The following is a 24,530-nucleotide window of genomic DNA, read 5'->3' as shown; positions in this document are numbered from 1 at the left end:
ACCTACCATAAAGTGATTCTTAGTTATGGAATGCCAATGAATGCGTTATCTACACGATAAACAGCGCCTTCACCTGTGTCCCAAGTTGGATAAATCATCACCACATCTAATGCACTAACATCTAAACCTGCACCCGCTAAATCAGCAAGGGTAAAGGTATATGTTTGCCATTCACCAATAGTAGGTTCTACACCTTCGACGCTGTCAGTTAATGGAATTTCGACAGCAGAGCTACCGTTATCAGACTCAACTTTGAAACTCCAAACTGAATCAAGATTATTTGGTTTTGAGATCACCTTTAACTCAAACGCTATTACACCGTTTTCTAATATCGAAGTAGCATCGAATGCTTCATCGCTTCCGCCTGCAGCTGTGCGGCTATTAAAGCCCATTACTGTTGCTGTTGCGCCAATAGTAAACTCAGCCGTTAAACCGTGTTCTTCATCATCCATTACTTCAACCGGTTTTGAACCACCACAACAATCCCACATTGGCCAATCTAGGTTTTGTTCATCACTGAAAAGATCGACTTTTGGTAAGTCACCTTCAATAGCTACATTGGTAATTAAGTACTCGGCACCGCCACCTGTTTGCCATGTAGGAAATACCATTAATACATCAATGGCACTTATATCGAGGCCTCTTTCTTGTAGTAAAGAAAGTGGGAATGTATAGGTTTGCCATTGGCCTGTAACCGGTGTTACGCCTTCATTACTATCGCTAAGTGGGACATCGCCGGTATTAGGACCGCCATCACCGGCTTCAGCCTTTAATAACCAAGTAGTTGAAGATGTTGGAGGAGTCACTACTTTCATATCAAATGATACACGACCATTTAAATCAAGCAGTAAAGAAGCATCAAATGGAGACGATGACCCTGCAAAGCCATCAGGGAAGTGACCGCCACGGGTTGAAAAACCTAATACTGTACCGTTATTATCGTTGATATTAAATTTAACCACGTCGCCTTTGTCAGCGTCGGTAATGGTTTCTGGTGTGGTTCCGCCACAACAATCCCAAGCGATCCAGTTTGCGTCTAAGCTACCATTAAAAATATCAAGGTTTTTTGCAACACCATCACTTGGTGGAGTAGGTACAGGCGCTTTACCTTCAACAAGTGCATCTTCTAAGTTGTCGTAACCTGGGCGCACTGTCTCACAGCCTTTACCTGTGTCAGTATTAGCTGCACATTGATAAACGCGTACGTAATCAATCTCAAAGCTTTGACCCTCTGCAAATGCTGCAGCATCAACGCCTAAGTTATTTACGTTTTCCGGCCAATCACCGCCAACGGCATTATTTAAAATAAGGTAAAAGTCTTTATCAAAGGGGGCATTATCCCAATGTGTTGTAAGCTCGCCATTACCTTGTTCAAAGTATTCAGCAAACCAACCTCTATGTTTTAGGCCAACAGCTTCGTCTTTTGAGTTATAACGAACTTCAGAACGACGTTGTGTGGCATATAAGTAGTCATCTACGTACCAACGAATTTCGCCCTCTTGCCATTCAATAGCGTAAGTATGAAAATCGTCAGCAGGGTTCATCCCCTCTGCAAATGTGTACGCTTTACCAGAGTTCGAGTTGTTAGGCCATTCACGACCATAGTGAAGTGTGCCATGAATATTAGCTTCAACGGTGCCATCTTCAGCAACTGTTTTTAAATTTACAGCTTCTAAAATATCAATTTCGCCAGAGCGCGGCCATGTACCATATACTTCATTAGTTGGCATCATCCAAAAAGCAGGCCAGCTACCTTGCCCTGAAGGCAACTTTGCACGCATTTCAAAACGGCCATAAGTAAAATCTGCGTTGTAGCGGGTGTTCAAACGTGCCGATGTATAAGGCTTTTCGGCACCTTCGTCGGCCGGTAAAGCAACTAAATTTAATATGCCATCTTTGATAAACGCATTTTGCTCGTTATCGGTGTAACATTGTTTTTCGTTGTTACCACCACCGGCACAACTTAATTCAAAATTCCATTTGTTAGAATCAATACTTGCGCCATCAAATTCGTCACTCCAAACCATTTGCCAATCAGAAACCGGCTTTTGTGGATCGACTTTTGTGAAGTCAGATTTTGTCTCAGCACTTCCACCACAGCCAAATAGCATGGTCATGGATATTGCCGCAACAAGGCGGCTTACTTTGGTTGTTGTCATGTTCATTAGTTGAACCCCAGTATCGACAAAAATTTAAAAGTACTTCGTTGTGGTTGTTATTGTGTCTACGAACGAAGTTGTAAGCGCTTACATTTATCAATGTGTGTGTTGTAAGCGCTTACATAGAGTAAGCTAAGGTTGTAATTTGGTCAACAACAGACTGCTTGTTTTTTTAACTTTAAGTTTACATTACCTGCTTTTTTAGTTTTAAACTGAAAAGTTATTTAATTTTTAAATAACTTCAGAATAGTAATATATTAATGGAGATAGGGTTTTAGTCTAATTATATCAGTGAGTTGTTATTTTTTAGTGCCATCAAAATATTAAAAGTGAATCCACATGCTAATTAACAATATTTTTCTGTTATCGCTAAAAGGTATCTAATAGTAGGCATTTATGTTTATTAATTGGTTTTCAAAGGTCAGCGTTGAGTAATCAAATCAGCTGTTAATAACTTTAACCGCTGAACTGCCTAAATATTACTCTAGTGGCTTTGAGCCTGCTTCTAAGGCTTTTAACAATACAGCTTTAAAGCGCTTAAAATCTTCAATATGGGGTAAATGACCTAAATCAGTCAGTTCAAGTAGTTGGCTGTGAGGAATTAATGCCGCGGCTGATTTACCTAATTGATCGTAGCGGCCAAGTTCATAATCTACCCCTTGTTTCTTCCAGTTACGGCCAGGTCCTGTTCTGTCTCTTGTACCTATAATTAGTGAAACAGGCATGGTGAAGTTTTTAAACTCGGTGATAACGGGTTGAGTAAAAATCATGTCGTATGTTTTTGCGTTAACCCACGCTACTAGCTCTTTATCTGGGCCTTGAATTTGCCCGGTGATAAAATTCGTCAGAGCGGCAAATTGGTTATTCCATTTTCCGTCGTAGTAATTTTTTTGCTGGTATGCTTTTACCCCGGCAGGTGTTTTAGCTAACTCATTTTTATAAAAAAAGTTAGTGTCTTTATAATCAACATATTGCAGGTAATTTTCAAGGCCAATAGGGTTGAGTAAAATTAATTGTTGGGTTGTTTGTGGATACATAAGCGCAAAGCGACTTGCCAGCATACCGCCCATAGAATGACCCAATACAATTGATTTATTTATATTAAGTTGGCTCATTAAAGCATGGGTGTGACTAGCTAAGGCTGCAAAAGAGAATTGATAATCTCGTGGTTTAGATGATTTTCCAAAACCAATTTGGTCAGGTATCAGCACGCCATAACCGAGTTTTTGTAGCAATAGTGCAGTTTCAGTCCAGTAATGAGCGTTAAAGTTTTTACCGTGCATTAAAGTCACAACGGGTTTACCAGCCTTTGCTGGTAAGTAAATATACGCCATTTTTAACGACAGCCCTTGTGAGTCAAGGTTAAAATAGTTAACGTCAAAATCGTAATTATAGTTGCTTAATAATGCGTCATAACTCAGTGGTTGCGGCGTTTGTGCATTTGCAACACCGAAGACAAAGCATAAACTTAATAGCCATATTCTATACATAAGATCCCTCAATGATTTAAATTAAATCTTTCAGAACATATCTTTACATACTAAGCGAATAAACTCTAAAATTTAATTCTATAAGTTAAGGCTTCCTTTGCTTATTCATCGGGAACCCTTATTGAGTATACGCTTTAATCTGCTTCGGCCACGGATCTGTGTTGGGTGATGAAGTATAAAAGGCACGGTTAAATCGTAATAATAAAAAGCCCAGCATTATTGCTGGGCTTTATTTTTATAGCTTTTTATTCTAGAAACTGTAACTCATTGATACCCACAAGCTGCGTGCTTTTTGGGTGGTATTGTAATCAGATGTACATTCGTACTCTTCCTCTGAGGTTGCTAATAAGCAAGTACGGCTTGATAAGTCGTCATCTAACAGATTATTAATACGGGCATTTAATGCTAGGCTATCATTAATTTTATAACTTGCTGCTAAATGATATAAATCATAGGCTTTGTAGTAGAGCTTTTGTGTTTCAGGGCCCTGTGGACCAGACACATTTGCCGTACCACGGTAACGATCGCTGCGGATTTCAGAAATAAGTGAAATACTCAAATCATCCAATGGTTGCCATGCAAGCGTTAAGTTATACATATTTTTAGGTGTATTAACTAAAGGTAGTCCTTCATCACGGCCACTTTTCACTTCACTATCGGTGTAAGTAAAGTTCCCACGTAGTGACAACTGTTCAATAATCTGCCAATTAGCAGCAATTTCAACACCACGAGTAGCTGATTTATCTACGTTAGCAGCTTGCGTAAAGGTGGTGCTACCGATGCCTGCCCAACCTGCGCCAATTTCAACACAAGGTTCATCAGCTATGGCCACTTCACAGTTTGGTAAGTTATCTTGGTTAATGATTTTGTCTTTAAAATTATTGTAAAACACCGTTACGTTACCACTAAAACTATCACTGCCATTAAAGTAAGCAGCCATTTCGTAGTTTACACTGGTTTCAGGTTGTAAGTCTGGCGTGCCAACAAAAGGTTTAGTACCTTGGCCACCAAAACCTGTAATACCAGAGAATAGTTGGTTTGGCTCTGGGGTTTTATATCCTGTGCTGATACCACCTTTGAAAGTCCATTCATCAGCAGGAGAGTAGGCTAAATAAGCGCGAGGACTAACTTGTGAGCCAAAGATATTATGATGATCATAACGAGCGCCGAAAGTTGCAGTTAGATTTGTGGTAATTTCCCAGTTATCTTCAGCAAATACAGCTGTTTGACGATGATCTTGAGTCGTACCTTCACGGAAGCCATCCCCGTACATACCAAATACACCATCTTCCATTTCGGCATCAAAATATTGTGCGCCTACTACAAAATAGTGGTTATCTATATTTGATTCAAACTTAGTATCAATAATTAAGTTATCAAGTTTTAGTGTACGCATTGGGCGTGGTAAAAAAGTCTCATCAAGTTGAGCGTAAATTGCATCCGTTAGTTCTGGCTTGTCGATGCCTTGATCCTGTACTGCTTGGTCCCAAATGGCCTGCACACCTAAACGCTCTTGTACATTAAGAGGTAATGAGCGACCAAAGTTTTCACTGCTGCTTTGGGTAATGCTGCTGGTAAGCGTACCAACATCGTATCGACCAACATGTGCAAATACAAATTGCTCACGTTCAACACGTTGATATGGAGTATAACCAACGCGTGGCTGTACAATGCCTTTGCTAACACGCCATAAACTGACTGGGCTATCTAACGTACCCGTTTGACCTTCGGTGTTATCGTAACGCTGTTTGGCTATGTCGTACTCAAAGGTAATTTCATTCTGATTATTGATCAGGTAGTTTATTGTTGCGCCGGCATTCCAGTTACGTGCTGCAACGATTTTTTTATCGCCAAAGCTACCATCATCAACCCACATGCTGCCATCTGGAAGTGGTAAACTTTCGCTGTAAGTTGGCTCACTTTCTTGACGGTCATAAAAACTACCACGGATCCCGTAAGTTAATCCCTCAACGCCGCTTGGGCCGGTCAAATATATATCGACTTTATTATCGTTACCGTATTGATCGTCTTGTTGGATATTACTGCTTACCGTGACGCTACCATGGGTGCTATCAAGATTTTTACGAGTGATAATATTGATTACACCACCGATTGCATCAGCGCCATATAAAGTGGACATTGGGCCACGAACGACTTCAATTCGCTCGATAGCCTCAAGTGGCGGCATATACATAAATTGGCTGTTACCAAAGTTGTTTGGGCCTATATTACCTACATCACTTTGACGGCGGCCATCAATAAGCACTAGAGTATAGCTTGCGGGTAAACCACGCATGGTAATACTAATATTACCGTTTTTATCTTGTCCGGCACCAACATCGATACCTTCGATATCACGAAGCGCATCAGCAAGGCTAGTAAATGGCTTATTTTGTAGATCTTCGCGAGAGACAACCGAGACACTTGCAGGTGCATCTATTAATTTTTGCTCATAACCAGAAGCGGTGACAACCATCACTTCCATATTTTCAGCTGTGTCATCATCAGCAATAAGTGTTGTTGATGTTAATAATGCACTGATCAGTGAGGCCAGATAAAGCGGGCGGGATTTCATTGTACTTCCTTCATGACAAGAATAAAGATTATTAATCTAATAAGCAACCAAGGTAGGTATGATAACAATTATCAGTTGTATGTTCAATTGCGAAATATTTACATTCAATGAATGATTTTCATATTAAATAAAGGTGGGGATGGAGCATGAGCATTAAAAAACCCAGCGTTTGATGCCGGGCTTAGTTAATTTAAGAGTGTTTGCTTAGCCAAGTATTGACCGTGTTAGAGGTGCCTAATAAATGCAAATGGTATAGAGTTGTTGCTATTTAGAGAGCTTTATAAATTAAAGCGGGCACATATAGCAGTTAACTCATCGCATCATTATACTTTTCGGCTAGACTTTCTTTTTGACTTTCGGTTAGCGCTTTACCGGCTAGTTGAAATACTTCATGCTCTTCTTCAGCCAGATGATGATGTACAAGATGATGTAATTTTTTAGCGGTCACAAGCCACACTGGTGAGCTCATATCAGTTTCTTCAAGTTGCTCAATCAATTCATCAAGTTCATGATGCTCTGCAATACTATGACGGGCTTTTTCATGGGTTAAATCATCAAACATCAAAGGATTATAGAAATAACGCTCTTCAAATTTAGCATGTTCTATTAACTCATGTTTTAAATTATCCATAAGAGACTGTCTATTCGGTGACTCCCCCTGGGTTTTTATCAGCGCATCGACAAGCGAACGTTGTTTGTCGTGATCATTACGAAGTGCTTCAAAAATATTCATGGGTTTTCCTTGCTTTACTCATTAATTACAATGAATATTGCAAGACAGAAGCCAACTTTTAAGTTGTTGTAATATATTGATTTAATTTTTTATATTTGAGCTTGTTAAGGTGTTTTCTTGTAAAAATTACCGAGTTAGGTCTTTATATTACATCCATATTCATTGTTATTTAAAAGCAAAAAGGCCAACACGAATGTTGGCCTAAAAGCGTATTTAACACAAAATAATAGGATTATTTATTGGCGTCTTTTACCGCTTTTAACTTGCCTGCATGGTCAATCTCGAATGCTGGCATGTCTTTTTTGCCGTCAATTAAATAGTTATCCATCCAACGCATTAAACGTAAACTGTAATCATATTGCGCGGCTACTTTACGGTTACCATGACCTTCGCCAGGATAGTATACAAGGCGTACATCTTTGCCTTGTACTTTCATATAACGGTACAGTTCCATTGATTGTGCAGGGTGTACGCGAGGATCATCTTTACCATGCATGATCAGTAATGGTGTTTTAGACTGGCCTGCCCAGTAAATAGGGCTGCGCTCTAAATACCACTGCCATTTATCCCATGGGTATGAACGTGCATGCACAAGATTCATTTCGTTAGAAATATCAGTAGTTCCAAATTTAGATAGTTGGTTGGTAACACCTACAAACATCACGCTCGCAGCAAAGTGTTCAGTCAATTTTGTTGCGGCCCATGCTGATGCATAACCACCATAAGAGCCACCCGTAATACCAACACGTTTAGTATCAACTAAGCCCATTTCAACAAGATGCTGTTTAAAGTCAATTAAATCGTCAAACTCTTTACCTGCATAGTCGTTTTGACCAAGCTTTGAATAATCAACGCCTTTACCTGTAGAGCCACGGTAATTTGGGTAAAATACTGCATAACCACGTGCTGCTCCCATTTGACCTGGACGCGAGTAGTTTGTTACCCAACCGTCTTTGTCATGGCTTTCAGGGCCACCGTGCACTGACATGACCAATGGATAGCGCGTGCCTTTTTCATAATCTAATGGGTAGACTAATACGCCATCAATCTCAACACCGTCGCGAGCCTTAAGTGAAATAGTTTCTTGCTTAGCAAAACGTTTGTCATTCAACCAGTTGTTTGAATCCGTTAAACGTTGTGCTTTAGAACCACGAATAATGAATACTTCATTTGGGTGCTTTGCAGTGTTTGCACGTAGCGCTAAGGTTTTATCTGAATCAGAAATACTCAGATTTGATGCAATAAATTGGCCTTCATTAATAATTTTTTTGTATTTATTAGAGCCGGTTTTAATGCTTGCGACAAAACTTTGCGTACCTACATTGGCAATAAAATTAAGCGTGTTGCGTTTATGTGACCATTCAAAATCAACGATATGACCCATGAAATTAGGTAACCAATCACTTACTTCACCTGTTTTTGTGTCAGCTAAAAATAAACGACCAGCGGCTGGATCATGCTTATCTTCGGCACCTAGAATTGCGATGTAACGACCATCATGAGACAGTTCAGCACCGTCTAATTTACCTTCAGTAGCAAACGACATCGTCACTTGATTAGTCGCAATATCAAATAAGTGCCATTGTGATTTAGTGTATTTGTCGTCAATTAGCGCTGTAGGCTGGGTTTTTACTAATAACTTATCGCCTTTTGCGGCCCAGTTTACATCACTTACATAGTTTGCAACGTTAAGCGCTGTTGGTGTAAGAGGTTTATCTGTTTTGGCTAAATCGACAATAAATAGTTGTTTATCTCTTAAGCCTAGCTCGTACACCTCAGCCATAAAGCCTAATTTTTTCAGCTCTTTTTCAGATTTATCAGCCGCTGGCATAGCTAAAATAGCGAGTGGTTTGTTATTCGGGCTTAACTGATAGCTAGAAATTGATGTGTCTTTAAGCGATAGTACTTTTTGCGCTTGACCACCATCCACTGGAATTTGATATAACGCGGTAAACTTGTCGTCTTTAAGTTTTGCTAAAAAGTAGATCGTTTTGCTATCGTTTGACCATTGAATACTCTTGATACTTACAGAGCCGGTAATGAAAGGACGCTCGACACCTTCATCATCGACGACATAGAGTTCGCTATAATTGGCACCATTCTCGTCGACGTATAATTCACGTGGCACTGAGCGGGTAAATGCAACATTGTCACCATTTGGACTAATGCTGGTTTGAATAACTGACTGAATTTTAGGGATATCTTCTACAGTAAGCGATGTGGCTGCAAATGCCAGTGAGCTTGAGAGTCCAAGAGCCAGTGCTAGGCTAGTTTTTATCATGAATTTTCCTTCGCATGTTTTAATTATCGAAGGATTATAACAAGGTGTACCTTAAATGCTAAAATATGCGATTAATACGCACAAGTAGGCGTTTAATGAAGAGATTAAAGTGATAAGGTTTAAGCGCGATAGTGACTACCGCACTTAATTGCTTTATAAACTCTTTTTCGGTGGGAGTGCAACGTTGGCAAAGATTAATCCAGCCACCAATGACATAAATATTAGGAAGGTTTGTTGGCCGATGTGCTCGGCATACACAAAGTCTTGCCCTTCAATTAATGAGTTTAGACCTATGTAGGTTTTGCTACCCGGAACTAATACAATCAAGCCTTGCATGGCAACAATTGAGGCAGGAGCGTTTGCTACGCGGTTAAATAGGTTACTAAATACACCCACCGCAAATGCACCTACAAATGTTCCTAAGGTGTAATCTAAATACATCGCAGAGCCAATACTGCTGCCATAAGCGATAAAGCCAGAGGCGATAGACCATGTAGCATGTTTTAGTTTGGTTCTAAAAATAACGATTAAGCTGCTACAGAGTAAAAAGATTGCCAACCAAGCCGTCCATTTAGGTAAAGGGTCAGGTTGTACGAAATCGGCTTGGCCGAATAGTGCAAAACCAATCGCAATGCCGATGAAGGCACCAAAATACAGTTTAAACAACAGCATAAAAGCATCCATCACACGCGCTGTACCAGAAACTAAATGCCGCGCTGCAAGTTCTGCTAGGCCCAGTGCTAATGCAAGCCCGGGTATAAACACAATAATCGCAGACAATACCACTAAACGAATATTAATCCCGACGTCTAAATGCACGCTTACAGCGCAGGCCAAAATAGCCGAGACTATCGCCACTAATGGCTCTAACATATGGCCCACGCGTTTTGAACGCGCTGACCACAGTACAAATAAGTAAACGACAGAGGTAAGTAGCGCTGACCAAAATACGTCATTCCAGCTGGTGCCCATCAGCATTGCAAATGCGCCGCCTGAGGTGGCAAAGGCAACCCCTGTGGTAAAGCGATTATACGGATTTGGCATAATAAAAATGGCGTCGAGTTGAACGTCAACTTCTTGTAGCGTGAGTTCGCCATTGAGCATTTTATTAACCAGATCATCGGTATCGGCTAACGAACCTAAATCGTGATCGCCAGGATCAACACGGGCAACGTGAGTATATTCATCTTCATGGCCATCGGTCCAAATTACAAAAGTAACGGAAGTGGGTGACATGACAAATGAAGATTTAAGATCAAGGTAAGTAGCCACTTCCATTAAGTGAGCTTCGAGTCGATAAGCTGGGGTGCCATACTTATGAAGCATCTTACCCAGTTTAACGATAAATTTGCGCTTTTCTGTGAACGTTGCGGTTTTCAAATTTGTATTGAGCCAAAATTTAAATTATTCAGTTAAAAAATATAGACAATACATCTAAATTTGCCTAGCTAGTTTGGCGGGAATTTTAAACACTAATCACCGCCTGTCTAGTTTTTTTTATTTGTTTTTAGCCTCAATCCACTGCGCCATATATTGAGTGCTGCGCATTGTGTGGTGTTTGAGCATTTGGCCTGTAAAATTTGCTTCGCGGTGAGCTTGTAATTGCTCTTTAATTGATTGAATTTTAATGATTAAATTATTAGATAAAAGCTGTTTGTCGTAGTGCGTTTTTAATATCGTATTACCGGCTGTTTGTGCCTGCGTAAATAAACTTTTATTTTGATACAGAGCCACAGCTGCATCGGCAAATTGCTGTGGCTCATTTTCAACCACACCACTCCAAGGTAAATCATGGTGCATGCCCTCACTACCAATTGTCGTTGTAACACTGGGTGTTTGCATGATCATCGCCTCTAACAGTTTTCCTTTAATGCCAGCACCAAAACGCAGCGGTGAGATGCACACACGCGCACTTTCCATTACTTGATAAGCATCAGCGGCCCAGCCTTTAATTAAAAAGCCAGTTTTAGGGTTATTAAGCGCGGTGGCCTTTGGCGGTGGGTAAGAGCCATAAATATGTAACTCAGCCTGGGGTAGTTGTTTACGAATGAGCGGCCAGATTTGTTGTAAATAGAGTACGGCATCCCAGTTTGGGGCGTGGCGAAAATTACCTATGGTCATAAAGTGTTGGCGTTGCTCAAACGATTTAGTTTGCTCAGGGAGTGAGCTTAAATCGACCATAAAAGGCAGATGATGCAATAAGTTACTGTCGACTTTAAATACATCAGCAAGTAATTGCATTTCAAAACTTGAGATAATTAAACTTAAATCACAGCGTAAAATAGCGGCTATTTCTCGTTTGGCGAGGTCAGAGTGTAAATCACTATGGTTAAATGCTCGGTTGCCTTTATGCGCTTCATGGCGGGCATTGCGTAAGCATTGTAAATCTTCAGTATCAAGGATTTTTACTGCGTTAGGGCAATGTTTATCTACTCGCCAGCCAAATTGTTCTTCCATCATAAAACGGTCAAACATGACGATATCAGGGGCGTAGTTGATAACATATTCATCAAAACTTGCACAATTAAGGGCAATAGTTGCGCTGCTGATCCCGTAGTCATCCAGATTAACCATATGCTCGGTTTTCTGAGCGGGACTGGCAAATTCAACCGCCCAATTTTCATTTTTAAACGCTTTTAATAGCGACATCATATGAGTGCCGGCCGCTGATGAATTTGGTTCTGGCCATACATAGCCAATTACTAAGACTTTTTTCATTGACTTGAATCTCTTACTTGCAGATGAACATCGACTAAGGTACGCACCGCAGGAGTGCCTTGATTAAGTAATTCTTGCAGTACTTGGCAAGTATGCTTACCAATATCGTCCGCATTGATGGTGACACTGCTTAACGAGGGAGACATTAAACATGAATCAGCTAAATCATCAAAACCGACTACTTTTATATCCTTACCGGGTATCAAACCATGTTGGCGAATGGCTTCTATGACACCGTATGCAATAACATCATTAAAACAAATAATCGCTTTAGTCGCAGGGTATTGCGCATACAACGTAGCAAAGGCATCGCGCCCGCCTTGACGGTTCGTGGCGGCGGTGATCGTTGGTTTGTGTTGATGGATATTAAATTGCTTTAAGGCACTGTGAAAACCACTTAAACGTTCATGATGATCAGAAATATCATCAGTTCCACCTATAAAAGCGATATCCTCAATACCTTGTTGTAAAATATGGCTAGTGGCTAGATGAGTGCCTTTTTTATTGTCCGGCAATATTGTCGGGGCGGCACAAAAAGCCACTTCGCGCATAATGTGAATGACCGGGAAACCACTATTGATAAGTTCATCAACCCACTGCTGGGTAGTTCCCGGGGCAGGGCACATGATAAATGCGGCAACATTATATTCTTTGAGTGTTTTAACAACTTGTGTTTGGCGCTCCACACTTTCGGCGGTGTTCACTAACATCGGCAGCATACCAAGGGCATGAATATGGTTTTCAAGTCCTACCGCTATTTGCGCAGAGTAAGGGTTAGTTAAGTCATTAATAACTAACGCCACTAAGTTAGAGCGGCGACTTCTCAGTGCTGCCGCATCTCTATTATATACATAGCCAAGCTTATCAATGGCATGCAATACTTTTTCTTTGCTTTTATCACTGACTTTGTCACTGTTTGTAAGCACTAACGACACCGTTGACTTAGAAACTTGAGCTTCTCTGGCAACGTCAAAAATAGTTATTTTATCGGTTTTTTTTTTCATTTTAATGTATGCGTCAGCAATTGCTTGAACGAAGGCGCCAGTTTAACGTAGTTTCAGCTAATAAGTCATCTATCGGCGTTATTGAAGCTAGAATCGCAAAAACTTTATGAATGTTGCAAAACATGTTTAGATACAGCTATTAATAATAAAAAATCAAGGATACACCATGAAAGGCATCAGGCTGTTATTAGCGTTAGTGCTGAGCGTAAGTGTTTCAGGCTCGGTACTTGCTGCACAAGGCTATCAAACCCCTTCAAGTGATTTAGCCGCGCTGGTTGATGCTAAATTAGCACCGAGTAGCTACCTATCGGCTGATGGTCAATGGTTAGCGCTGTTTGAGCGTAAACGTGTTGAAACATTAGATGATTTAGCAAAAGAAGAATTGAAATTGGCGGGTATAAAGTTAAACCCGGCAAACTTTTCACGCTCACGTCCTCGCACTAAATTTAGTGCGTTACAAGTTAAACATATTGCGACTGGGGCTGTGATTACCGTTAATAATTTACCTCAAGGGGTGATCCGCTCACCTAAATGGTCAAGTAATAGCGAATATTTAGCGTTTATTGTTGAGCAACCAACTCAGGCGCAATTGTGGGTGTATAACGCCGAAACTAAACAAGCACGTCAGTTGTCAACAGTGGCTCTTAATTCAGTGCTAACAGCTACCCCTTATCAATGGTTACCAGATAGCACGGCAATTGTTGCTAACCAAGCGGTTAACCTTGGCAAGCCAAAATTAGTTAGTGATGCAAATAGCGTTGTGCCGGTTATTCAGCAAAGTAGCGGTCAAAAAGCGCCAGCACGGACTTACCAAAATTTATTAACCAGCCCGTTTGATGAGTTGCAGTTTAAGTTTTACGGCCAAGGTCAATTAACTTATATTCCCCTGAGCGGTGTTGCGTTATCGATTGGCAAACCAGCATTATTTAAATCATTTTCGATCTCGCCTGATTCAACCAATATTTTAGTCGCCACTATCGACGAACCATTTTCGTATCAAGTACCCTATAGCCGCTTTGCGACAACGTGGCAGGTGCTTGGCATGCGTGGTTATACGTTAGCGCAATTGTCTAAACAGCCACTGGCCGACAACATTCCACAAGGTTATGACAGTGTGCGAACGGGTCGTCGTGATTTTCAGTGGCGTGATGACCAAGGTGCTGAGATCATTTGGGCGCAGGCGCAAGATGGCGGCGATATGAAAACCGATGTGCCGTATCATGATCATCTATATAGTTTACGCTCACCTTTTAAACGTGAACCAAAACTATTTGCTAAACTAGAACGACGTTTTTCAGGTATTGAGTGGGCGAATGAAAACGTTGCGTTTTTAACCGAGTGGCGTTTTAGTGATCGCCAGTTACGTACCTATGTGATCCAACCACGCGATGCGGATAATAACCGCGTATTGTTTTCACAGCGCAGCTATAACGATGCTTATAAAGATCCGGGCGACGCTATTTATGAGCGAAATGATCTTGGTGTAAACGTTATTAAAGTGGTTGGTGGACGTTATATATTTTTGCGTGGTGATGGTGCGTCAGAGCAAGGGAATGTGCCATTTTTAGATCAGTACGACATTAAGACCAATACAACCAAGCGTTTATGGCAATCAAAAGCGCCATATTACGAGCGAGTTCGTGCCATGCTTGATGATGAAGGTGAGCGATTAATTACTATTCGTGAATCTAAGGCCGAACAACCTAACTTCTTTATTCGCGATTTAGATGCCGACACTCTGACTCAGCTCACTACCTTTGAGCATCCATACCCGGCGTTTAAAGGGGTGACTAAAGAACTTGTGCGTTACCAACGTGATGACGGTGTTGAACTCTCTGGTACGCTATATTTACCTCCAGGTTACGATAAAACGCAAGGTCCATTACCTGTATTAATGTGGGCATACCCACTGGAATATAAAGATAAAGCAGTTGCATCGCAAGTACGTGAATCGCCGTACGAATTTACCTACATAGGTTATTGGGGGCCAATGCCTTACCTCGCAAAAGGTATTGCTGTTTTTGATGATCCGAAGATGCCAATCGTCGGTGTTGATGGTAAAGAGCCAAATGATTTATTTAGAAAGCAGTTAGTTGCAAGTGCCAAAGCTGCGGTAGATGTGCTGGTCGAAAAAGGCATTGCAGATAAAGATAAAATCGCCATTGCAGGCCACTCATATGGCGCCTTTATGGTAGCAAACTTATTAGCCCACAGTGATTTATTCAAAACTGGTATTGCCCGCAGTGGTGCCTATAATAGGACCTTGACACCGTTTGGGTTTCAAGGAGAAGAACGTGATTTTTGGCAAGCACAGGATGTATACGCCAATATGTCACCGTTTTTTCATGCTGAAAAAATTAACGAGCCGATGTTAATGATCCACGGCCAAGAAGACCCGAATTCTGGCACCTTCCCAATGCAAAGCGAGCGTATGTACGCTGCGCTCAAAGGTTTAGGCAAAGAAGCGCGTTTAGTGATGCTACCTTACGAAGCCCATGGTTATCGTGCCCGTAAAAGCTTATTACATGTTTTATGGGAACAAGAGCAGTGGCTGGATAAATACTTGTTAACTGACGAAGCTCCTGTAAGCGATGCTCAAGCAAATACTGAACCTTCTGTATCAGAGTAAATTCAAAGCGCGGTTTATGCCGCGCTTGTTAATTTAATTATATGGGGAAGAAGACCTAAAGTATTCCCAGAATTAGCCTTTATATATCAATAAACTAACAGTATTAAAAAATGTGGGAAGCGAGGGAACATTCATGGTGTTTTGTGATCTTATGAATCGTCAAAAACAACAGAGCTAAACACCATGAATGCTTTTACTATTTTGCACAATATGCTCCGCGCTGTCACCCCTAAATCAATTCATAAAGCCAGATTTAATACCTTAGTCGCTGCCGTTAAATCTCTATTGCGCTGTCAGCAATGCACCTTGACGTCTATCGGTCGCAATTTGAATTCAAAAACAACTGAAAAACATGATATTAAACGTATTGATCGACTGCTCAGTAACCACGAGCTTTTGCTTGAATCAACAACGGTTTATGTTCACTTAAGCCGTTTTGTGGTCACTGAAAAGCATCCCGTCATTTTGGTTGATTGGAGTCATGCAGATACACAAACCAAATATTGTATTCTGCGTGCCAGCATTGTCAGTGAAGGTCGCTCTTTAACCCTGTATCAGGAAAGTGCATTCAGCTTTCAATATCATTGCCCAAAAGTACAAAAACGGTTCTTGAAGATGCTCAAACTGATCTTGCCGAGTGATTGTCGGCCCGTTATTGTGACGGATGCGGGCTTTAAAGTTCCTTGGCTCAAAGCCGTGCGAAACAATGACTGGCATTATATTAGCCGAGTTCGAGGTACGGCACACTTGAAAACGTAGGGCAGCGATGAGTTTGTTCCATGCCAGTCACTATTCAAGAGCAATCAACGTAAGAGCCAGTATCTTGGCGCGACCGAGTTGACCAAAAGTGCAAAATATCAAACGCATGCAGTGCTGGTTGGTAAGGGGCATAAGTTATTAAAAAGAGATAAAAAACGTGGTTATAATGAGCCTTGGCTACTCGTTTCTTCACTTCCAAAAAGGCACCACTTTCTCGAAAAAGTGCTCAAATTATATGGCATGAGAATGCAGATAGAAGCCGGATTTCGAGATCAAAAAAGTGTTAGGTTCGGCTTAGGCTCAGATCTGCACAGAACGAACAAACTCTACCGATTAGACATACTTTTACTGCTCGCAACACTGGTGCATTGGTTCTCAATGATGCTGGGTGCAGTGATAGACAAAGCAGGAAAGACAGGATCTTTTCAAGCTAACTCAAGCAAAAGCAGGCGAGTAGTGTCATGGGCATTTGTTGGGCTGCGATACTTCAAAAAACAGTCCATTAAACTGCACCGGCGAGATTATTTGGAAGGGCTAGCCTATTTCGTGCAAGTGGTAGTGAAACTCGATTGGAAAAATATGGATGTGAGTGATGCGATTGAAAATTAAAGATTATTTTTGGGGATCTCTTAGGAGTTTAATGGTGCTAGTGGGGGTTTGGTTAATACTAGGGTAATTTATTGTAGTTATTTAATTAATATAACAACCCTAACTTATATTAGGGCTGTTATAAAACGCTTATTTATCTAGCGCTTTAAGCTCATCAGTTGTTGTTTTTAATTTGAATTCACGGTAAAGCATATCTTCATCATTAGGGCTTAAATTCTTTCCTGACGTTTCGATTAATTTATCAAATAAAGGCTTAGTATTTTCCATAGTTACAAGCGCACATAACTGTTTCTTTCCATCTAAGCGAGCAAAACCAATTTCTTTAGCAATAGCCCCTACTAAGCTTTGCTCAGCTACCTGTTTACTTATTTGCGTAAATGATGAATTAGTCGTCGTTGAGTCTTGCTGTTGGGTTTGTTTGTTTATTAGTGTATCCATTACTTGCGCTTTAGCACTAATTTGAGTTACTAGATCGGCACGTGCATTGGCAATAGCTTGTGCTCTACTTGCAGCCATATTGCCCGTCCATACTACACAGCTAGATGAAGCCAAACCGCCCTCGGGTGCTGTAGGTTGTAAAACCCAGCTTGGAACAGAATCGTTTTCAGCAAGAGGTTGAGACTTTTGTGGTGTTGTACCACATGCTGTAATAACTCCAGCAACTGCCAATATTAAAAGTTTATTTCGCATGATTTACTTCCTTATTGTTAAGGTTCCATTGTTCTAAGTTTTTTTGATATTGAATATCTAATTTACTTACCTTTTGTAAGTACTTTTTTGTTTCGTCGTACGGTAAATTATCTATAAGTTGTGCGTATACACCTTCGCTATCTAATTGGTTTATTAAGGCTACCGCTTTATTTATATTCGTACTTCTATTTAAGTTAAATGCTTTAGCTACGTTACCAGCGCCAGTATTATAAGCTGCAATGGCACAATATCTTCGGCTTATGGGATTATTAATTTTGCGCAAATATCGAGTCGTTAAAATGTCTAAGTACCCAGCACCGTAAGTTATATTAGTTTTTGGGTCGAATAATTCTTTAGCTGTAGGAGCTATATCCTTTTTAAATTGTCTGCGAGCAACATCTAAGCCTGCTGAGTTTGGCACTATTTGCATTAATCCAAATGCTGGAATATGCGATTTTGCATTAGGATCAAATGACGACTCAGCATGTGAAATAGCTAATAGTAAAGATAATTGATCTTTAGAAAACTGGCTATAATAAGTAACAAAAGGCGCTACTTTTTTTTGTAAATAAGTATCGGGTAGAGCGAAAGTATGCGACTTAATGCGTTTGTAGGTAAGGTTTTGCTCTTTTGTTTTTTTTAGCGCATTATTTAAATTACTAATACGTTGTTCTTTTTCTTTGGTAAGCTGCTCTTTTTGGATGTCAATTTGTGCTTTAGGTAATTGCTCGTTTTTATCTAAACTACTCAATGATTGCTCGTGTTGAGAAGTAATTTCATTAATTAATGCGACTTCGCTTTCATGTTTGTCTGGCTGTGCTTTTATATCAACTTTTGCTGTTTTTACTGCTTTATCGAGTAAGCTAGGGTCTTTAAAAATATCAGTTAAAACCGGCGATAATTTAACATTATTTAACAATTGATTTGTTGTTAATGCTTCTTCTTGAGAAGTCGCTTTTAGTCCTGTTTCATTTGAGCCTTCAAGTGTTTGTACAGTCACGGTCGAATTTTGTTCATCAATAATAATACGTGTTTTTTTATCCGCACTATATTCAACACGTTCTAATAATGAGCTTTGTACAGGTCTTGACCAGTTTTGCAATAATCTATCTCTAAATTTATCGTATTCCTCGAGATATGCTTGTCTGAATGCTTGATATTCCAACTGATGATCGTTTTTAAAAGTGGTTTGTTTTGCAAGTTGCTGTTTTTTAAATTCTTCGAACGTCGGCGTGGTAGCCCCGCTGTAAGCACTAAATAAAGCAAAAAATAATAAAGTGTGACGCATTTTTTATCCTTAAAAATAAGCGTTAAATTCATACGTTGTCAGTAATGAATCAGAGATGTATTCACTAGATAGCTCAGATACTGCATAAAATGTAGCCGCAGTGTTAGCAAGTATCTCGGTTGTTTTAGTTAAGGCTTTTTCGTCATCTTGAGTAAGCATTAACTCATCAAGTTTAAATAAAGCTTTTTGCGTTTCATCAAGTAATGGTGTGTAGTTACTAAAGCCAACGCTAAGGTTCAAAAACATACCTTGAGCATTTAACTGTTTTGACTGCATATAATATTTAATATTATGAGAATCAAAATAAAATTCGTTACTTGATTTTATAACATCGCTTAGACTATTAACTCTGAGCATTTTTTTATTAAAAGGTATTAAGGGTGTAAATTCCGGTACCATAGCTTTATCGTATTTTAAACTATGTACGGCGATGCCGACTATACGAGTATTTTTATTAATAAGTGTGAGTAAATATTTCGTATTTTTGTAATACCTATATTCGTAATCAGTATTCAAAGATGATGTTTTAATTACTTGCGGAATACCAATTTTTTTTTCAGCGTAAGGTAAGTAGTTGCCAATATCTAGCGCAGTAATCTTTTTTTCTTCGATTTGGTTCGTAAAGTGAGTAATGAATCCGTTGTACCCTTCAATTATGAGTGCTTTACTATCGGCCCAATTTCCAAGACCCATTAAAGTAACCATAAGTAAAATAAAGTAACCTTTCAATTTAGCTAACAAAGATTTATTTTCTTCAGTGTTAGCCTCAGGCTCTAAGTTATTTCCTACAGACATTTTCATCCTTAAAATATAGTTTATTAGTGTTAAAGATAACTGTTTAATATAATCGCTAATAAGAATTGATAGCAGTATTTTTTAACTTTACAATGCTATTTATTAAATTAGTTGTGCTGTCTTGATTGGCTAAATGAATTAACTCGGTTTTTGAGCGTTTAGAGTAGCTCAAACCTTTTCCTTCAAAACGTTGTTGCCAAATAGACTTTTTGCTTTGTGTATCTATTTGAAGTTTTAACTGTGTAATTACAAGTTTACTTTGTGCTTTTATTATCGAGTTTTTAACTAAATAGGTCACTTCGCAAGCCGAGTTTGTTAATTTATATCCATGCTGTAAAAGTTGCTCAGTGAGTAACTCTGTAAGTTGAGAGCTATTTTCGCCCGTTACTTTTAAGCAACTATTTTTTGCGCCTAGCATTGCTTGTTGTTGTTTTATTTTTTCTTGTTGGCCTTCTTCAAGATCGGCTTTACTAATTGAAATAGCTGCATATACATTACAGTTAATAGGGTCTACATAACGATCATATACTTTTGCGCTTTTTAATAGCTGATTGGTTTGAGACTCAATCACCGATTTGTAATCAGAATGGCTTACTGTGCTTGACGAGGTGTTTTTAATTATTTCTTTCACTGAAATATCAGTATTTAGTAATTTTGCGAGCTCTTCACGCGCATTTTTAGCTGACCGACGTTCATCAATTGTTTTTAAACCAGAGCATTGTGAAGAGCCTGAACTAGCTAATTTTTCATCATCAACAATATCTATTCCTACCCACTTAGGCTGGGCATTCTTTGCATAGTATGAGCTGCAACTACAATGTGATGCTGCATTAGTAAGGAAAGGACTTAGCGCTATTGCCGCTAATAGTAGTGAGGATGTTCTAGTAGTCATAGTTTTACCAACAGCAATAAGGCCTAACACAAAAGTGGTAGGCCTTAACTTAAATTACAAACGGTTTGAAGTTGTTGCTAGAGTTAGCTTTGCGTTATCCGATTCACGCTCGACAAGCCGTGTTTGGCCTTCAATAACAAACTTAAGTTCGTCAACGTCTAATGTTAAGTTGCTCGCTTTTTCATAATATGCTTTTGCTAATTCTAAATCATTCGCTCTTTCTGCACACACACCATTGTTGTAGTTTATAGCCAGTGACTCTGAATACTGACTTTGAGCTTTTGCAAAGGTTTTGCAGGCGTGGTCAGGCATGTCTTTTTCTGCAAATTCAACAGCGAGGTCTAATAACTCTTCTGCTTTATCAGTTAAATCTGAATCATCAGATTCCATCAACTTTACATTTTTAGTCACTTGGTGTGGTGCAACATCTTGTTTTAATTCTTCTATTACAGCGGCAAGTGCTCTGCCTCGTAATACAGAGTCAGATGGATGAGGGTCGTCACCTTTACATACTTTACTACTTGATAGGCGTGAATATTGTTTAGTAAAAACAATTTGCCCTGTTTCTACAGATACAGCCTTAGGTTTAAAATTTACTTTCGCAATTTTTTCTGAACACTTAATGGTTATTTCTCTAGACTTCTCACACTTGTACCATTTATCACCTTTTTGTATACATTCACTGTCTTTTTCGTAGTAAGTAGAGGTATCTACATCAGCAGTGTAGTCAGCAGTGATAAGTGTATCTGCGCCTGTAAGTTTACCTAGGCGGGTTCTGTTTTTTGAGTTACTGATATCACTTTCATTAAACCGTTGTTGTTCTATAATTTTACTAAGAGAAGCTTTATCAACAAAGGTAAAGTAAGGTTGGCCATTCACACGAATATTTGAAAGGTTTGTTTCAATTATACCTGTAGCTGCGTTTCTGTTATTTGAAATAACTGCAAGACGCTTCATTTTCTCAGTGCCACTTTCTTTAGCCGCTTTTGTGTATGTAATAGGTAATTCAGCAGTTGTGAAAGAGTTATTTAAACTAGCAATACCTCCATTAATAGTTTCAGTAACTACACAGCCAGAGAGCATTACACTTGATACTAAAGCGATTTTTATTCCCTTTATCATACAATTATTCCTTTATTAAGTTAGTGTTCATTTTCACTTTTTAACACTTGTAACTAGATGGGTCAACCTTATAGCTAAAAACTCTCATTAAAACGGTTCTTTTTTCTTATTTTAAAAAAGGTACAAGGGGGGAATACCTTTACAATTTAAAAAGATGCATGAATTTTATAACTATAATCGAATCCATCTTTACCTAATTTCATGTAAGAAAAACGACTAAAGTGGCTGTTATCATTCTTTAACTTATTGGATAAATTTTTAAGTGGGGTGTACTTTATTTAATAGCATTTTCTACTGGGCAACCACGCTTTCTACATACACCTTCGTTACATAGTTTGCATATTTTACGGGCTTTTATCTGCTCGCTTGTTAGGCTGCTAAGCGCTAGTTCTATCAAGCTTAAAAAGCTTTGTTTTTGTTCATCATTAAAGCTATTTAGTATTTTAGAGGTGGCTGTTTCTCGGCTGTTTAGTACTCGTTTAACCCTTTGACTTCCTTTATCAGTTACGTATAAAACAACAGAGCGAGCATCCTTTACCGATTTACGCCTCTTTACAAGCTCTTCTTTTTCAAGCGTATTTATTAATCTAACCGCACCAGAGTGCGTTAAGCCTAAAACCTTGCTCATTTAGGTAAAGAAGCGCGTTTAGTGATGTTACCTTACGAAGCTCATGGTTATCGTGCTCGTAAGGGTTTACTGCATGTGCTTTGGGAGCAAGAGCAATGGCTGGATAAATACTTGTTAACTGACGAAGCTCCTGCAAACGATGCTCAAGCAAATACTGAACCTTCTGTATCAGAGTAAATTGAAAGCGCGGATTGTGCTGCGCTTTTTATGCCAAAAAGTGCCCCTCACAATTTTAAGCATTTTATAAATTTTTTCTATTGCGCAGAGTTACAACCTGATATTCAGTACATCACTACAGCTATTAGTTAGAGAGCAACGGCAAGTAAATTCAACGTAGTTAGAGTTGGAAATTACTACCTGTACGTCTGAATTTTGGTTATTTAGAGTGAGGTGAATTATAAATTAAATCATGATCTTATAGTTTATTCTCGTTCGCAATGTCATCCCATTGACATGATAGTTACATCTAGCTGTCAATATTACGCTTTAGGGTATCGTGATTAATTAAAACTAAAACGATACCAAGGAAATGTGATGAAATTGAAACCGATAGTAGGCAGCTTATTAATGCTAGGTCTATTAAGTGGCTGTGATCTAGCAGATGATGATAATGATTTAGAGCCTTAGCGTTACCAACTGATATTAAATATCACAGAGCAAAGTGCTGGAAACGTAGTAATAAGTCCGGAGCGTGCTGATTATGAGCAAGGTGCTATTGTTATGCTAAACGCTCAGGCTGCACAAGGATATAAATTTGTTTCATGGTCTGGCGATATTGGTAATGCAGACTATAGCGCGACTTCTTTAACTCTTACAATGAATAACCATAAAGAGGTTACTGCAACATTTAGCCAAATTACTGAGACACCATCAGCAGGGCAAGTGGTGATCAACGAGGTGCGTTCAAATGAAGGCGGTTATGATTTTATTGAGTTGTTTAATAACTCTGAACAAGCATTTACCTTTAGTGACGCTAATTGGGCAGTAAATGATTTAAAAGGCTTTGAGATTGATAAAGAGCCGGGCATTAAAATTCCACAAGGTACAACCATCGCCGCAGGTGGGTTTTTAGTGATTGCCACAGATCAAACTAGCATTCCATTTGATGCACCAACAGATACTTTAGTTGCCATTGCTGGCGATACTGATTTTGGTTTAGGTAAAGGCGACACCGCATTACTGGTGCACAACAATCAAATTGTAGATAGCGCACATTGGAGTGATGGTAGCCATGTGTCTACATGGGGGCGTTTACCAGATGGTGGTAATTGGCACACTCAAGATGAAGCGCTCGCGCCAACGCCTGGTGCTGCCAATAAATTACCAGCGCCGGTTGATGGTGCAACTGCCGCTAATATTGTGATCAATGAAGTGGTTTCAAAAGGCCGTGATGACGCCGATTTTGATTTTGTTGAGCTGTACAACACATCTTCTGAACCATTTGTTTTTGCAGCTAATGAGTGGGAGTTAGTTGATTTAGACCGTGAAGCGAATAACCAAGCGGGTTTAACTATCCCTGCAGGTACAGAAATTCCTGGCCACGGCTTTATTGTATTATTGCCGAATTTAGTTACGGGTGCTCAGTTACCTAACGGTGCACCCGCAACGGCTATTTTAAATAATAATGAAGACTTTGGCTTAGGCAAAGGCGAAACCATTAAACTAAAATACCAAGGCCAAGTGCATCAACAAGTCAGTTATGGCGACTTCCATGTTAATAGTTATGGCCGTTTTCCTGATGGTATGGAATTTATAGAGCTTGTTGATGAGAATGCGCCACAACTTTATGCCAGCCCTGGACGTAAAAACTTCAAAACTCCTATGCATGTGGGTGCTGCAACTACATTAAATTTCACATCATTTAATGATCAAGAAGCGGCTCTTGAAAGCAAAGGCTTCCGAGTATTTGGTAAAGGTGCAGATTTAGCTGCAGACGTTGAGCCTGAGTATGTCGCCGTATCAGCTGATTCAAGCACTGCATGGGTGTCATTGCAAGAGAATAACGGCCTTGCAAAAATAGACTTAACCACGAAAACCTAAAGTATCCCCAGAATTAGCCTTTATATATCAATGAACTAATAGTATTAAAAAATGTGGGAAGCGAGGGAACATTCATGGTGTTTTGTGATCTTATGAATCGCTTAAAAACAACAGAGCT

Annotated in this window: 16 protein-coding genes and 2 pseudogenes; 4 read left to right on the top strand and 14 right to left on the bottom strand. The window is 39.5% G+C overall.

Going from position 1 to position 24,530, the window contains the following annotated elements; all coding sequences use genetic code 11:
* Nucleotides 1-23: 23 nt before the first annotated feature.
* The 8 genes from H5200_RS00980 to H5200_RS00945 all read right to left on the bottom strand — a co-directional run bounded on the left by H5200_RS00980 (nt 24) and on the right by H5200_RS00945 (nt 12,960).
* Entirely contained in the window at nt 24-2,165 is a 2,142-nt protein-coding gene (locus tag H5200_RS00980; protein ID WP_182760753.1) for a glycoside hydrolase family 16 protein, read from the bottom strand.
* Between the two features lie 473 nt (nt 2,166-2,638).
* The gene (locus tag H5200_RS00975) at nt 2,639-3,649 is read right to left on the bottom strand and encodes an alpha/beta fold hydrolase (protein WP_182760752.1); all 1,011 of its coding nucleotides are present in this window, start codon (nt 3,647-3,649) and stop codon (nt 2,639-2,641) included.
* 250 nt (nt 3,650-3,899) lie between these two features.
* Nucleotides 3,900-6,224 carry a TonB-dependent receptor domain-containing protein gene (locus H5200_RS00970; protein ID WP_182717554.1) on the bottom strand — a complete coding sequence of 775 codons (2,325 nt, stop codon included), beginning with the start codon at nt 6,222-6,224 and terminating at the stop codon, nt 3,900-3,902.
* A 307-nt stretch (nt 6,225-6,531) separates the two neighbouring features.
* The gene (locus tag H5200_RS00965; RefSeq protein WP_182760751.1) at nt 6,532-6,957 is read right to left on the bottom strand and encodes a hemerythrin domain-containing protein; all 426 of its coding nucleotides are present in this window, start codon (nt 6,955-6,957) and stop codon (nt 6,532-6,534) included.
* A 232-nt stretch (nt 6,958-7,189) separates the two neighbouring features.
* A complete protein-coding gene (locus H5200_RS00960; RefSeq protein WP_182760750.1) occupies nt 7,190-9,238 on the bottom strand; it encodes a S9 family peptidase in 2,049 nt (682 codons plus the stop codon).
* Between the two features lie 153 nt (nt 9,239-9,391).
* The gene (locus H5200_RS00955) at nt 9,392-10,618 is read right to left on the bottom strand and encodes a threonine/serine exporter ThrE family protein (RefSeq protein ID WP_149980016.1); all 1,227 of its coding nucleotides are present in this window, start codon (nt 10,616-10,618) and stop codon (nt 9,392-9,394) included.
* A 117-nt stretch (nt 10,619-10,735) separates the two neighbouring features.
* Nucleotides 10,736-11,956, bottom strand: a complete 1,221-nt coding sequence (locus H5200_RS00950) for a glycosyltransferase (RefSeq protein WP_182760749.1) — start codon at nt 11,954-11,956, stop codon at nt 10,736-10,738.
* A complete protein-coding gene (locus tag H5200_RS00945) occupies nt 11,953-12,960 on the bottom strand; it encodes a LacI family DNA-binding transcriptional regulator (protein ID WP_182760748.1) in 1,008 nt (335 codons plus the stop codon). Before H5200_RS00945 ends, H5200_RS00950 begins: the two co-directional genes overlap by 4 nt.
* A 166-nt stretch (nt 12,961-13,126) precedes the next feature.
* Here H5200_RS00945 and H5200_RS00940 point away from each other — a divergent pair, with 166 nt between their 5' ends.
* Entirely contained in the window at nt 13,127-15,589 is a 2,463-nt protein-coding gene (locus H5200_RS00940; protein WP_182760747.1) for a prolyl oligopeptidase family serine peptidase, read from the top strand.
* 183 nt (nt 15,590-15,772) lie between these two features.
* Nucleotides 15,773-16,957: pseudogene (locus H5200_RS24425) on the top strand (IS4 family transposase).
* A 129-nt stretch (nt 16,958-17,086) separates the two neighbouring features.
* Here H5200_RS24425 and H5200_RS00925 read toward each other — a convergent pair.
* The 6 genes from H5200_RS00925 to H5200_RS00900 form a co-directional block, all read right to left on the bottom strand.
* Entirely contained in the window at nt 17,087-17,647 is a 561-nt protein-coding gene (locus H5200_RS00925; protein ID WP_145234255.1) for an LPP20 family lipoprotein, read from the bottom strand.
* The gene (locus H5200_RS00920; RefSeq protein ID WP_182739537.1) at nt 17,637-18,935 is read right to left on the bottom strand and encodes a transglycosylase SLT domain-containing protein; all 1,299 of its coding nucleotides are present in this window, start codon (nt 18,933-18,935) and stop codon (nt 17,637-17,639) included. Before H5200_RS00920 ends, H5200_RS00925 begins: the two co-directional genes overlap by 11 nt.
* A gap of 9 nt (nt 18,936-18,944) precedes the next feature.
* Complete coding sequence (locus H5200_RS00915; RefSeq protein ID WP_182760745.1) at nt 18,945-19,730, bottom strand: ETEC_3214 domain-containing protein; 786 nt, start codon at nt 19,728-19,730, stop codon at nt 18,945-18,947.
* A 55-nt stretch (nt 19,731-19,785) separates the two neighbouring features.
* The gene (locus H5200_RS00910; RefSeq protein WP_220496986.1) at nt 19,786-20,622 is read right to left on the bottom strand and encodes a TonB-dependent receptor; all 837 of its coding nucleotides are present in this window, start codon (nt 20,620-20,622) and stop codon (nt 19,786-19,788) included.
* Nucleotides 20,623-20,676: 54 nt separating this feature from the next.
* Nucleotides 20,677-21,744: a hypothetical protein gene (locus H5200_RS00905; RefSeq protein ID WP_013463050.1), complete on the bottom strand. Its 1,068-nt coding sequence runs from the start codon at nt 21,742-21,744 to the stop codon at nt 20,677-20,679.
* Nucleotides 21,745-22,018: 274 nt separating this feature from the next.
* Complete coding sequence (locus tag H5200_RS00900) at nt 22,019-22,372, bottom strand: MarR family winged helix-turn-helix transcriptional regulator (protein ID WP_259398737.1); 354 nt, start codon at nt 22,370-22,372, stop codon at nt 22,019-22,021.
* On the opposite strand from H5200_RS00900, the pseudogene H5200_RS00895 reads away from it, so the two are divergent.
* A pseudogene (locus H5200_RS00895) lies at nt 22,364-22,549 on the top strand (hypothetical protein); the annotation flags it as partial. The gene H5200_RS00900 and the pseudogene H5200_RS00895 sit on opposite strands and share 9 nt — an antisense overlap.
* Before the next feature lie 459 nt (nt 22,550-23,008).
* A complete protein-coding gene (locus H5200_RS00890) occupies nt 23,009-24,412 on the top strand; it encodes a lamin tail domain-containing protein (RefSeq protein ID WP_259399158.1) in 1,404 nt (467 codons plus the stop codon).
* Nucleotides 24,413-24,530: the final 118 nt, after the last annotated feature.

The sequence above is a fragment of the Pseudoalteromonas sp. SG43-7 genome (assembly GCF_014164295.1).
GTDB lineage: Bacteria > Pseudomonadota > Gammaproteobacteria > Enterobacterales > Alteromonadaceae > Pseudoalteromonas > Pseudoalteromonas rhizosphaerae.
This window is presented reverse-complemented; position numbering and strand designations above follow the sequence as displayed.

Bases quoted from the DNA above. Each gene is read 5' to 3' on its own strand.
- H5200_RS00980 (WP_182760753.1), bottom strand. From the start codon at position 2,165: ATGAACATGACAACAACCAAAGTAAGCCGCCTTGTTGCGGCAATATCC.
- H5200_RS00975 (WP_182760752.1), bottom strand. From the start codon at position 3,649: ATGTATAGAATATGGCTATTAAGTTTATGCTTTGTCTTCGGTGTTGCA.
- H5200_RS00970 (WP_182717554.1), bottom strand. From the start codon at position 6,224: ATGAAATCCCGCCCGCTTTATCTGGCCTCACTGATCAGTGCATTATTA.
- H5200_RS00965 (WP_182760751.1), bottom strand. From the start codon at position 6,957: ATGAATATTTTTGAAGCACTTCGTAATGATCACGACAAACAACGTTCG.
- H5200_RS00960 (WP_182760750.1), bottom strand. From the start codon at position 9,238: ATGATAAAAACTAGCCTAGCACTGGCTCTTGGACTCTCAAGCTCACTG.
- H5200_RS00950 (WP_182760749.1), bottom strand. From the start codon at position 11,956: ATGAAAAAAGTCTTAGTAATTGGCTATGTATGGCCAGAACCAAATTCA.
- H5200_RS00945 (WP_182760748.1), bottom strand. From the start codon at position 12,960: ATGAAAAAAAAAACCGATAAAATAACTATTTTTGACGTTGCCAGAGAA.
- H5200_RS00940 (WP_182760747.1), top strand. From the start codon at position 13,127: ATGAAAGGCATCAGGCTGTTATTAGCGTTAGTGCTGAGCGTAAGTGTT.
- H5200_RS00925 (WP_145234255.1), bottom strand. From the start codon at position 17,647: ATGCGAAATAAACTTTTAATATTGGCAGTTGCTGGAGTTATTACAGCA.
- H5200_RS00920 (WP_182739537.1), bottom strand. From the start codon at position 18,935: ATGCGTCACACTTTATTATTTTTTGCTTTATTTAGTGCTTACAGCGGG.
- H5200_RS00915 (WP_182760745.1), bottom strand. From the start codon at position 19,730: ATGTCTGTAGGAAATAACTTAGAGCCTGAGGCTAACACTGAAGAAAAT.
- H5200_RS00910 (WP_220496986.1), bottom strand. From the start codon at position 20,622: ATGACTACTAGAACATCCTCACTACTATTAGCGGCAATAGCGCTAAGT.
- H5200_RS00905 (WP_013463050.1), bottom strand. From the start codon at position 21,744: ATGATAAAGGGAATAAAAATCGCTTTAGTATCAAGTGTAATGCTCTCT.
- H5200_RS00900 (WP_259398737.1), bottom strand. From the start codon at position 22,372: ATGAGCAAGGTTTTAGGCTTAACGCACTCTGGTGCGGTTAGATTAATA.